Origin of the sequence: Pantoea sp. ICBG 985 (assembly GCF_002928365.1) — a bacterium.
In the GTDB taxonomy this organism is placed as follows: Bacteria; Pseudomonadota; Gammaproteobacteria; order Enterobacterales; family Enterobacteriaceae; genus Pantoea; species Pantoea dispersa.
In genome coordinates this window covers 89601-101427 of the sequence record NZ_POWM01000002.1, presented here as the reverse complement: position 1 = coordinate 101427, position 11827 = coordinate 89601, and the positions used below count along the sequence as shown (strand labels likewise).

The window sequence follows — 11827 nt, the reverse complement described above, 5'->3', positions numbered from 1 at the left end:
CAGCACCGGCAGCGGCGGCTGCCGGTGCGACAGGCTCAGCTTTAGCTGCGCTGCTGCACCACCGACGACTTCACCGCTGACGCTTCCCGCGTGTGTCCCGGCTGCGGCACACGGATAATAAAGGTCAGCACGCCGGCGAACAGGTAGAGCGCGGTATAGGCCCACACCACCCCGACGATATCGAAGAACGGCAGCAGCAGTGAAGCAATCGCCGGGGCCACAAAGTTACTCAGCCCGGCCGACAGATTGTAAATCGATACCGCTGCGCCCTTATGATGCGGTTCCAGCGTCGGGAACACCGCGGTCATTGGCACAAAGGCAGCGACAAAGATCCCCAGCATGATCGCCGGAATCAGCGCCACCCAGAAGTTATGCCCGGCATACAGCGGCAGGTAGTAAAACGCCAGGCTGGAGATCGCCATACCGAGACAGCCGAACCAGCGCACCTGACGGATCCAGCCCAGCTTCTCACCGGTAATGCCCCAGAAAATATTGGTAAAGATGGTGACGAAGAAGAACACCGCCCAAATCTGCAGCCATTCGGAGATGGTAAAGCCGAGCCGATCGACAAACAGCAGCGGCATGATGATGGCAAAACCAAACAGCGACAGCGTATTGATGATGCGGATCAGGCAGGCATAAAACACATGCTGGTTGGTGAACAGAATGGTTACGGCACGCGACATCTCCGTCATCTTATCGCGCAGCGGCAGATTAACGCGGGAACGGTCCACCGGCACGTTGCGCAGGCTGAAGTAGGCCAGCACGCCGCCGCACGCCACCCAGACAATCGCCAGCCATAAGGTGCCGGTTTCGCCCAGCATCGGGATGGTCAGGCTCGGCAGATAGCTGCCCACCACACCAATCCCCACGGAGTACATCGCCCAGAACCAGCCGGTGGCGGCGGCCAGCTTGTCACGCGGCAGCACCTGCACCAGCATCATCATGAACGAGTAGATAAACAGCGGATAGGCCAGGCCGCGAATGCCGTAGAACAGCACCATCAGCGGATAATTACGCAGCCCGAGCCCCAGCGACATAAACAGCGCATGCATGACGATCCACAGCACAAAGCCAATCATCATGGCGCGCTGCGGCGTAATCAGCTCCGCCACCACGCCGGAGGCCCACGCCGCCAGCGCGGCGGCCAGGCCGTAAAAGGTAAACACCACCGCCGACTGGGCCGGCGAAAAGCCCATGTCAGTGATGTGGCGCGAGAGAAACGCCATTTCGAAGCCGTCGCCGGCCATGAAAATGGCGATGGCCAGAAAGCCCCAGAACATCTTTTTCGGTAAGCCAAACCAGTATGCGTTCGATTGCATGACAATCTTCCTTCCGTTCGCTAATCCGATCAGGCAGGCAGCAACGCGCGCGCCTGCTGTTGTTGTACATAGAGTTCACGGAACAGGCGCAGCCGCTGCTGCAGCACGGCCCCGCGCGCCGCATCGGGCTGATAGCGCGCCTGCACCGGCGGCTTCAGGCACACGTCGGCTTCGCTGCCGCCGTCGGCCAGCCACGCCAGTCGCGCCGCACCCAGCGCGCCGGAGGCGCTGGCCGGATGGGTCACTATCGGCAGCTGCAGCACGTCGGCAATCAGCTGCGCCCACAGCGTGCTACGCGCACCGCCGCCGGTCAGGCTGCACTGCTGAATCTGCTGCTGCGTATCGCCCAGCACCGCCAGACCATCCGCCAGGCCAAACGCTACGCCCTCAATTACCGCATAGCCGAGCAGCGCGCGCGGCGTTTCGTGGCGCAGATGGAAAAATGCCCCGGTCGCCTGCGGATCGTTGTGCGGCGTGCGTTCACCAGAGAGATACGGCAGAAACAGCGGTGCCTGACGCAGCTGTTCCGCGCTGAGCTGTGCCATCTCGTCCATCAGCTGGCTTTCGGTGACCGACAGCAGATTGCACAGCCAGCGCAGACAGCTGGCGGCGCTGAGCATCACGCTCATCTGGTGCCAGCGTCCCGGCAGCGCATGGCAGAAAGCGTGCACGCCGGATTGCGGATCGGCACGCAGCCGATCGTTAACCACAAAAATCACGCCCGACGTGCCGAGCGAGATAAAGGCATCGCCCGCATTAACCGCGCCAACGCCCACCGCCGACGCGGCATTATCACCGCCGCCGCCGGCCACGCTCACCGTGGCGGCTAAGCCCCATTCGCTGGCCAGATCGGCGCGCAGCGTGGCGCTGACCGCGCTGCCCTCAACCAGTTCGGGCATCTGCGCGCGCGTCAGCCCGCTAATCGCCAGCAGTGCGTCAGACCAGTCGCGCTGCGCCACGTCGAGCCACAGCGTACCGGCGGCGTCCGACGGCTCGCTGACAAAGCGCCCGGTCAGACGCCAGCGCAGGTAATCTTTCGGCAGCAGCACCTTGTCGATGCGGCGAAAGATTTCGGGCTCATGTTCCGCCACCCAGTGCAGTTTCGGCGCGGTAAAGCCGGGCATAATCAGGTTGGCGGCGATTTCCATCATCTGCGGATGCTGCTGGCGCAGCGCATCACACTGCGCCGCGCTGCGCGTGTCGTTCCACAATATGCACGGCCGCAGCACCTCACCGGCGGCATCCAGCAGCACGGCGCCGTGCATCTGACCGGAAAGACCGATGGCGCGGATCGCGGCCCACGCGTCCGGTGCCTGCTGGCGCAGCCCGGCGATCGCCTGACCACATGCCTGCCACCAGCGCTCGGGATCCTGCTCCGCCCAGTGCGGATGCGGGCGCTGCACGCTGAGCGTGGCGTGATTCGACGCCACAATCTCGCCCTGCGGGTTAACGATCAGCGCTTTGAGTTCAGAGGTGCCAATATCAATGCCGAGATACATGCTGTGCGCTCCTTACACCGTCGCCGGCTGCAGCAGTTGCTGCTCAATGGCGTCTACGCTGCGCGTCACCAGCGCATGAAAAGCGCGGTCATCGGCCAGTTCGGCAAACAGCGCGCGGTCGCTGAGGAAGCGCTGTAGCGCATTCTCGCCGCTCAGCTGCTGGCGCAGCGCGTCAGCATTGAGCACGCCATCCTGATACGCATACGGCAGCTGGTTGCTGGCCCAGCGTTGCAGGAACAGGTAGAACAGCGCCGGCAGCACGGCGGTAGCGGTCGGTTCTGCGCCGCGCTGATAGCATTCGCGCAGCGTTGGCGTCACCATGCCGGGGATTTTCGATAGCCCATCGGCACCAACGCGCTGGTTGGTATCTTTGATATAGGGATTGCTAAAGCGCGCCAGCACCACGTCGCGGTAATCCGCCAGATCGAGCGGGCTGGGCGACAGTGATGGGATCACGTCCTGCGTGATGTAGTCGTACGCCAGCTGATAGATCGCGGGCTGACGCGTGCTGTCATCAATGTAGTCACGGCCGGTGAGCGTGCCGGCCCAGGCAATCGCCGCGTGCGTGGCGTTGAGGATGCGGATTTTCGCCTCTTCCCACGGCAGCACCGACGCCACCAGCTCCACGCCCACCTTTTCCAGCGCCGGGCGTCCGGCGATGAAATCATCTTCAATCACCCACTGGATAAATGATTCCGCCATCACCGCCGCGCCATCGTCTTTGCCGGTGGCCGCTTTGACGCGTTCGGCGACATCCGGCGTGGGGCGCGGCGTGATGCGATCCACCATGGTGTTTGGCGAAGTGGTGTTATCGCGCACCCAGCTGGCCAGCGCGTGGTCGCCCTGCGCAGCAAGAAACGCCAGCATGCCGTGACGGAAACGTTCGCCGTTGTGACGCAGGTTGTCGCAGTTGAGCAGCGTGACCGGCGCACCGCCGCTGGCCACGCGCTGGCGCAGAATGCGGGTCAGCGCGCCGTAAATAGTGCGCGCCTCACCACGGAGATCGGCCTGAATATCCGCCTGGCTGAGATCGAGTTCATGCGCCGGCGTCAGGTAGTAACCCGCTTCGGTCACGGTAAAACCGATCACTTTTGTCTCAGCGCTGGCGCCCTGTGCCACCAGCGCGCTGATCTCCGCGTCCCACGGCAGGATGGTGCGCAGCGAAGTAATGGTTTCATACGCGCGCTCGCCCTCCGGCGTCACGGTTTCCAGCACGTACTCGCCGTTTTGCGCCTGCAGCTGATCAAGCAGCGCTACCGCATCGCCGCGGATGTTGCCGAGCGCGATGCTCCAGCTGTCATCGCCCTGCTGGCGCAGCTGGTGCAGATACCACGCCTGATGCGCGCGGTGAAAAGAGCCTGCGCCGATATGCATCCACACTGATTTCGTCGTCATAGTCGCCTCGAAATAAACATTTGCCACAATGTAGGGCATTTGCCCGATGAGGCGTAGCATAGTCGCCGCCGGGGCGATCGTTCTGCGAGATTCATCACATTTAATACTTTTGCTCTTTTTTAGGGCTTTTGCTCAGTTAACGCTTCAGGGGCAAGACGCGATAAACTGGCGCATCGGAGTTTGACGGAACAAGGCGATGAGCAGAGAAGAGAAGAAGCAGGAGCTGGCGGCGCGGGCAGCGTGGATGTATTACGTGGCGGGCGTCACGCAGCAGGAGATTGCGCGCGCGCTGGGCTTATCGCGGCAGGTGGCGCAGCGGCTGGTCTCCAGCGCACGTGAAATGGGCATGGTCAGCGTGAAGATCGACCATCCGGTCACGCACTGCCTGCATCTGGCGCGCGAGATCGAACAAAAGTTTGGCCTGACGCTGTGCCGCGTAGTGCCGTCAGCCGGGCTGGATGATGAGGCGATTCAGCAAATGCTGGCGGTGGAAGGCGCGGCGGTGATGGCGCAGTTTATCAACGAAGAGACCCCGCAGGTGTTTGGCATCGGTTCCGGTAAAACGCTGCGCTCGATGATTGATGCGCTGCCGTGGGTTGAACGGCCACAGCATCAGTGTGTGTCGATGATCGGTGCGATTGCGCGTGACGATTCCGGTACCCGCTACGACGTACCGCTGAAAATGGCGGAGAAGATGCAGGGCAAATATTTCTTCATTCCGGCGCCGCTGTATGCTGACACGCCGCAGGATAAGACGATGTGGGTGCAGCATCAGGTCTATCAGCGCGTCACCCAGCGTGCGCTGCAGGCGAACGTGGCGTTTGTCGGCATTGGCGAAGTGATGCCGGGCTGCCCGCTCAATGCCGAAGGCTTTATCACCGATGCGCAGGTAGAAGCGCTCAACGCGCGCGGCGTGGTGGGTGAAATGCTGGGGCATTTTTTCAATCAGCAGGGAGAGCGGGTATACGGCGAAACCGACGAGCTGCTGACCAGCGTGCTGCTGGAGAGCCAGACGCAGCGCAATATCATCGGCTTTGCCGGCAGCGCGCGCAAATACGCAGCGATTCACGCCGCGCTGCACGGCGGCTGGATCTCCGGGCTGGTGACGGATGAAGACACCGCGCTGAAACTGCTGCATGATTAATTAAAAATTTCTGTGATTCGTCGCGGCGCGATGTATCGCGCGGATTTGTCCGCCGCATCGCCGGGAAACGCGCAATACATTGCGCCGCAACGGTTCAGAAACCTATTTCAACGATCCCTTCAAAAACTGCTGCAGGCGCGGACTTTTCGGGTTGCCGAACAGTTCGTCTGGCGCGCCCTGCTCTTCGATTTTGCCCTGATGCAGAAAAATCACGTGGTTGGATACGTGACGGGCGAACTCCATCTCGTGCGTCACTACCACCATGGTTTTGCCCTCTTCGGCCAGCTTCTGCATGATGCGCAGCACTTCGCCTACCAGCTCCGGATCGAGCGCCGAGGTGGGTTCGTCAAACAGCAACACTTCCGGCTCCATCGCCAGCGCGCGGGCAATCGAGACACGCTGCTGCTGGCCGCCTGACAGATGCACCGGATATTTGGCACGCGCGCGCGCATCAATACCGACTTTATCGAGGTATTTAATTGCCCGCTCACGCGCTTCGGCTTTGCTCAGCCCCAGCACCTGAATCGGTGCTTCAGTGACGTTATCCAGCACCGTCATGTGGCTCCACAAATTGAAGTGCTGGAACACCATGGTCAGCCGGGTACGCAGCGAACGCAGCTGCTCCTTGTTGGCCACTTTCAGCTGGCCATCGGTGTCGCGCACCAGGTTTATCGCCTCGTTGTTAACCGCGATGGTGCCTTCACTCGGCTTTTCGAGGAAGTTGATGCAGCGTAAAAAGGTACTTTTCCCGGAACCGGACGAGCCAATAATGCTGATCACATCGCCGGCGTTGGCCTGCAGCGACACGCCCTTCAGAACTTCATGTTCACCGTAACGCTTATGCAGTTCGGTAACGCTTAATTTATTTTCAGCCATAGTCATACTCAGTGCGACGAAGAGGGTTTCACGTGCGCGAGGAAGCGGCGCTCCGCGAGGCGGAACAGGCTAATCAGCACGTAAGAGATAATCAGGTACAGCACCGCAGCGATGCCGAACGCGGTGAACGGCTGATAGGTCGCCGAGTTGATATCGCGCGCGATTTTTAGCAAATCCGGCACGGTGGCGGTGAACGCCAGCGCGGTGGAGTGCAGCATCAGAATCACTTCATTGCTGTAAGCGGGCAGCGCGGTGCGTAGCGCCGACGGCAGAATGATGCAGCGGTAGAGTTTAAACGGCGAGAAACCATAGGCGCGCGCGGCTTCGATTTCACCGTGTGGCACGGCGCGAATGGCACCGGCAAAAATCTCGGTGGTATAAGCACAGGTGTTCAGGGTAAATGCCAGCAGCGTACAGTTCAGGCCGCTGCGGAAGAAGGCGTTCAGCAGCTCGGAGCCTTTCACCACCTCCAGCGTGTACATGCCGGAATAGAACACCAGCAGCTGCACATACAGCGGCGTGCCGCGAAACACATAGGTAAACAGCCACACCGGCGTGGAGATATAGCGATTTGGCGAGACGCGCGCGATGGCCAGCAGCACCGCAAGGCTGCCGCCAATCACTACGGACAGAATCAGCAGCCACAGCGTGATGGCCACGCCGGTAAAACGGTAACCGTCGGTCCAGAGCAGTTGTTTCCAGTACTCCTGAATAATCTCGATCATAACTCTGCCCTTTTCACCCCTACCGAGTAGCGACGTTCAAGCCACCACAGCACGCCGTTGGACAGCGTGGTAAACACCAGATAAATCACCCCGGCCACAATCGCGAAGTAGAACGGTTGCCAGGTACTTTTGCCGGCCAGCTGCGTGGCTTTTACCACATCTTCAAGGCCGAGCAGCGACACCAGCGCGGTGGCTTTGAGGATCACCTGCCAGTTGTTGCCGATGCCGGGCAGCGCAAAGCGCATCATCGCCGGGAACAGAATGCGACGGAAAGTTTGCGAGCCGGTAAAGCCGAAGGCGGTGGCGGCTTCAATCTGCCCTTTCGGCACCGCGAGAAACGCGCCACGGAAGGTTTCAGTGAAGTAAGCACCGTAGATGAAGCCGAGCGTAATAATACCGGCCACCATCGGGTCGATATCAAACTGCGCCATGCCGAGCGCATCGGTTACGGCGTTGAGGGCAATCTGCAGACCGTAAAAGATCAGCAGCATCAGCACCAAATCGGGCACGCCACGGATTAGCGTGGTGTAGCCTTCAAAAATCATCGCCAGCGGGCGATTGCGGGAGAGTTTGGCGCCGGCCCCTATCAGGCCCAGCACCACGGCCAGTACCACCGAGCTGAGCGCCAGCTCAAGAGTCACCAGCGTGCCTTTGAGAATTACTTCAGAATAGCCATACAACATGGGTTCGATCCTGTCGTGAGGGAAATAAACAAACGCTGTCCAACAACACACGGACAGTCCTGACCAGGGATGTGAATCACGGAAGGATGGTGGCAAGCGTATGAACTCCGGGAGTTTACATAAGTAAGCGCCCGGAGTGAATAGTTATGACCCACGTTAGCGTGACTCAATACACCCGTTCAGGAACAGGAGTCTTAATCGCCGTAAACGTTGAAATCAAAGTACTTCTTCGCAATCTTGTCGTAGGTACCGTCTTTTCGCATGTCGTTAAAGGCTTTGTCGATGGCAGCTTTCAGATCGGCGTCATCTTTACGCAGGCCCATACCGGTGCCGACGCCAAAGATTTTGTCATCTTTCACCGCCGGACCGGCGAAGGCGTAGTTTTTTCCGACCGGCTGCTTAAGGAAGCCTTCGCTCGCCTGCACTTCATCCTGGAACGCCGCGTCAATACGGCCAGCATTCAGGTCCTGATACACCAGATCCTGGTTGGCATACGGCGTGACGGTCACCCCTTTTGGACGCCAGTATTCATTGGCGTAGGTTTCCTGCGTGGTGCCCTGCAGCAGACCAATGTTCTTGCCCTTAAGCGACTCAATGGTCGGCTGCAGTTTAGACCCCTTCGGCGCCACTAAACGCGCGTTCGCTGCATACAGTTTTTCCGAGAAGGCGATCTCTTCCTGACGTTTCTCGGTGATTGAGAGTGAAGAGATGATGGCGTCGATCTTCTTCGCTTTCAGCGACGGGATCAGCGCATCGAAATCACTTTCCACATAAGTACATTTGGTCTTGATACGCTTACAGATCTCGTTGGCCAGGTCGATATCAAAGCCAACCAGCTGGCCCTGCGAGTTCTTGGACTCAAACGGCGGGTAAGTTGGATCGGTCCCGATGCGCAGCGACTGCGGTACCGCTGCGAACACGCTCGCAGCGCCGGACATAGCCAGCATCAGAGAAAGAGCCAGAACTCGCTTTTTCATAGGTAACCCTCAAGTGAAGTGCTTATTGTTATGTGGTGCGTGATGTGTTTGCGCTGAATGTTTTGCAGGTTTCATGCCAGTTGTGCAAATCGGCGAAACTGTGCGCAGGCGCACTAAATACCGCGTCCATCTGCGACGCAAGCACTTAGTTTGTGAGGGAAATATAACAGCGGTGTGAGGAAGAAAAAGTGAGATTGTTAACTTTTGGTGCACAAGATGCACGAACAGTGATCGGCCCCGCGCTTTTGCACGCATTCAGTGCATTATTGCACCATCATGCACCCTGCCAGCGGGTAAACAGATCTTCCGGCAGCTCGATATCAAACTGATCCAGCACGCGGTTGACCGTCTGATCAATCAAATCGTCGATACGCTGCGGGCGGTGATAAAACGCCGGCACCGGCGGCATAATCAGCGCGCCGAGTTCGGCGGCAGTGGTCATCATGCGCAGATGACCGAGATGCAGCGGGGTTTCCCGCACGCACAGCACCAGCCGGCGCTGCTCTTTCAGCACCACGTCGGCGGCGCGCGTCAGCAGACTGTCGCTGTAGCTGTGCACAATGCCCGACAGGGTCTTCATGGAACATGGCAGAATTGCCATACCCAGCGTTTTGAACGAGCCGGACGAGATGCTGGCGGCGATATCGCGCACATCGTGCACCACATCGGCCAGCGCCTGCACGTCACGCAGGCTGTAATCGGTCTCCAGCGCCAGCGTTTGCCGCGCCGCCGGGCTCATCACCAGATGGGTTTCCACTTCGGCTAACGGTTGCAGCACCTGCAGCATACGCACGCCGTAGATCGCGCCGCTGGCGCCGGAAATACCAATGATGAGTCGTTTCATAATTCAGCCTTGCTGCAAAAGAGTGCGCCAATAATAGCCGCTCCGCCGCCATAAATACAAAAACAAACAGGGCGGGATTGCGCCCGCCCTGTTTCGTCTGCCTGAGACTGACCTTAACCTTCGTTATGCAGTTCCAGGTTCTCCACTTCGTTCTGACGCGCAATCGCTTTAGCATCGTCGTTACGCAGCGACTGCAGATATTCCAGATACTGCAGATCAACGTCTTTGGTGACGTAGATGCCGTTGAACACTGAGCATTCGAACTGGGCAATATCCGGGTTCTCTTCACGCACCGCGTCGATCAGATCCTGCAGATCCTGGAAAATCAGCGCATCGGCTTTAATCAGCTGACGAATCTCTTCCACTTCACGGCCGTGCGCAATCAGCTCGGTAGCGCTCGGCATATCGATGCCGTAGACGTTAGGGAAGCGAATTTCCGGTGCCGCCGACGCCAGATAGACGCGTTTCGCGCCCGCTTCACGCGCCATCTCGATAATCTGCTCAGAGGTGGTGCCGCGCACAATCGAGTCATCCACCAATAGCACGTTTTTATCGCGGAACTCAGCGCGGTTGGCGTTGAGCTTACGGCGCACCGCACTGCGGCGCAGCTGCTGGCCCGGCATAATAAAGGTACGGCCCACGTAGCGGTTTTTCACAAAACCCTGGCGGTACGGCTTATCAAGAATACGGGCGATCTCCAGCGCGGTATCGGTCGAGGTTTCCGGAATCGGGATCACCACGTCAATATCGAGATCTTCCCACTCGCGGGCAATTTTCTCGCCCAGCTTGGTGCCCATGCGCACGCGTGCGCTGTAGACGGAGATCTTGTCGAGGAACGAGTCCGGACGCGCAAAGTAAACGTACTCGAACAGGCACGGATTGCTTTTCGGGTTCTCTGCGCACTGGCGCGTCGAGAGCTGACCCTGCTCGGTGATGTACACCGCTTCGCCTGGCGCAACGTCACGAATAAATTCGAAGCCGAGCGTATCCAGCGCCACGCTCTCTGAGGCCACCATGTATTCGGTGCGGCCATCGGCCAGCTCACGCTTGCCCAGTACCAGCGGACGGATACCGTTAGGATCGCGGAACGCAACCATGCCGTGACCGATAATCATCGCCACCACGGCGTAAGCACCGCGCACCTGCTGATGCACCGCCGCCACGGCAGCAAAAATGTTGTCAGCTTCCAGCGGATAGTGCTGAAAACGATCCAGCTCCTGAGCAAAGATGTTGAGCAGGATTTCGGAATCTGAGGTGGTATTCACATGACGGCGACCGACTTCGAACAGCTGCTTGCGCAGTTCATGGGCGTTGGTCAGGTTACCGTTGTGAGCCAGCGTGATGCCGTACGGCGAGTTCACGTAGAAGGGCTGCGCTTCAGAGGCGCTGGAGCTGCCGGCAGTCGGATAACGCACGTGGCCGATACCCATATTTCCCTGCAAACGCTGCATGTGGCGCGCTTCAAACACGTCGCTGACCAGGCCATTGGCCTTACGTAGACGGAAGCAGTTCAGCGCATCGATGGTACAAATGCCGGCGGCATCCTGCCCGCGGTGCTGCAGCACCGTTAACGCGTCATAGATCGACTGGTTTACTGGCATAAAACCGGTGATACCAACAATACCGCACATGTTGTCATTTCCTCATTAGCCGCACTCCCGGTGTTACCGGGGTAAAAAACTCGACGTGCTTTTCAGGTAATCGAAAAACCACCTGATGATGTAACTGAACTGGGGAATGAGTTGAGACTGTTGCCAGTCCGGACTTTTTGAAAAGCCGGTGAATGTATCAAGGAAGAAGAGAATGGCGGATACAATCAGCACGCCACGCAACGCCCCGAAACAGACCCCCAACACCCTGTCGGTTCCCGACAAGCCGGTTTTCTCAACCAGCGAGCCGATCACATAGTTCACGATGGCACCCACAATCAGGGTGGCAACGAATAACACCGCGATGGCGATGCCGTTGCGAACCAGTTCGTCGTCAAAACCTGTAAACCAGACTGCAAGGTAGGCGTAGTAATGACTGGCGACAAAAAACGCGCATCCCCAGGTAACAAGAGATAAGGCTTCCCGGACAAACCCGCGAATCAGGCTGACCAGAGCCGAAAAACCAACTACCGCAATAATGACGTAATCAATCCAGATCATGAACGCTTCCAGTACAGTGCATTTGCACCCCTGCATCCAGTTCGGGGCGCATTCTAACAGAAAAAGAAAACGTTTGCGTAGGGTTTTCCGGTTCTGTCCCGAGAAAAAGGGCGATGAAAAAAACTTTCCTCGCCCTTGTTGATGTCAGCCATTTAACCTGCTGATATTCCATAAATTTTCAGTAACGCTTCGCTAAAAAACACGCCAAAAGC

Annotated in this window: 11 protein-coding genes; 1 reads left to right on the top strand and 10 read right to left on the bottom strand. The window is 58.6% G+C overall.

Annotated features, from left to right (window positions below; genetic code table 11):
• Nucleotides 1-41: 41 nt before the first annotated feature.
• Genes C1Y42_RS06545 through dalD form a run of 3 tightly spaced genes read right to left on the bottom strand, consistent with a single transcriptional unit; the run spans nucleotide 42 to nucleotide 4216 of the window.
• The gene (locus tag C1Y42_RS06545; protein ID WP_021509191.1) at nucleotides 42-1322 is read right to left on the bottom strand and encodes an MFS transporter; all 1281 of its coding nucleotides are present in this window, start codon (nucleotides 1320-1322) and stop codon (nucleotides 42-44) included.
• A gap of 29 nt (nucleotides 1323-1351) precedes the next feature.
• Nucleotides 1352-2821 carry a xylulokinase gene (xylB, locus tag C1Y42_RS06540; protein WP_104093065.1) on the bottom strand — a complete coding sequence of 490 codons (1470 nt, stop codon included), beginning with the start codon at nucleotides 2819-2821 and terminating at the stop codon, nucleotides 1352-1354.
• Nucleotides 2822-2833: 12 nt separating this feature from the next.
• Nucleotides 2834-4216, bottom strand: coding sequence for a D-arabinitol 4-dehydrogenase (gene dalD / locus C1Y42_RS06535; protein WP_104093064.1), 1383 nt, complete (start codon nucleotides 4214-4216; stop codon nucleotides 2834-2836).
• A gap of 196 nt (nucleotides 4217-4412) precedes the next feature.
• On the opposite strand from dalD, the gene C1Y42_RS06530 reads away from it, so the two are divergent.
• On the top strand, nucleotides 4413-5360 hold the full coding sequence (locus C1Y42_RS06530) for a sugar-binding transcriptional regulator (RefSeq protein WP_031280034.1): 948 nt from the start codon (nucleotides 4413-4415) through the stop codon (nucleotides 5358-5360).
• 102 nt (nucleotides 5361-5462) lie between these two features.
• Here C1Y42_RS06530 and hisP read toward each other — a convergent pair whose 3' ends face one another.
• From hisP to cvpA, 7 genes are all read right to left on the bottom strand, one after another.
• On the bottom strand, nucleotides 5463-6236 hold the full coding sequence (hisP, locus tag C1Y42_RS06525; RefSeq protein WP_058769896.1) for a histidine ABC transporter ATP-binding protein HisP: 774 nt from the start codon (nucleotides 6234-6236) through the stop codon (nucleotides 5463-5465).
• A gap of 8 nt (nucleotides 6237-6244) precedes the next feature.
• Complete coding sequence (locus C1Y42_RS06520; RefSeq protein WP_021509186.1) at nucleotides 6245-6961, bottom strand: ABC transporter permease; 717 nt, start codon at nucleotides 6959-6961, stop codon at nucleotides 6245-6247.
• Nucleotides 6958-7644, bottom strand: a complete 687-nt coding sequence (locus tag C1Y42_RS06515) for a histidine ABC transporter permease HisQ (protein ID WP_021509185.1) — start codon at nucleotides 7642-7644, stop codon at nucleotides 6958-6960. The genes C1Y42_RS06520 and C1Y42_RS06515 overlap by 4 nt, the downstream gene beginning before the upstream one ends.
• Before the next feature lie 194 nt (nucleotides 7645-7838).
• Complete coding sequence (gene argT, locus C1Y42_RS06510; protein ID WP_104093063.1) at nucleotides 7839-8621, bottom strand: lysine/arginine/ornithine ABC transporter substrate-binding protein ArgT; 783 nt, start codon at nucleotides 8619-8621, stop codon at nucleotides 7839-7841.
• A 274-nt stretch (nucleotides 8622-8895) separates the two neighbouring features.
• Entirely contained in the window at nucleotides 8896-9465 is a 570-nt protein-coding gene (locus C1Y42_RS06505; protein WP_058769895.1) for a UbiX family flavin prenyltransferase, read from the bottom strand.
• Nucleotides 9466-9578: 113 nt separating this feature from the next.
• A complete protein-coding gene (gene purF, locus C1Y42_RS06500; protein WP_021509182.1) occupies nucleotides 9579-11096 on the bottom strand; it encodes an amidophosphoribosyltransferase in 1518 nt (505 codons plus the stop codon).
• 33 nt (nucleotides 11097-11129) lie between these two features.
• Nucleotides 11130-11615, bottom strand: a complete 486-nt coding sequence (gene cvpA, locus C1Y42_RS06495; protein ID WP_021509181.1) for a colicin V production protein — start codon at nucleotides 11613-11615, stop codon at nucleotides 11130-11132.
• Nucleotides 11616-11827: the final 212 nt, after the last annotated feature.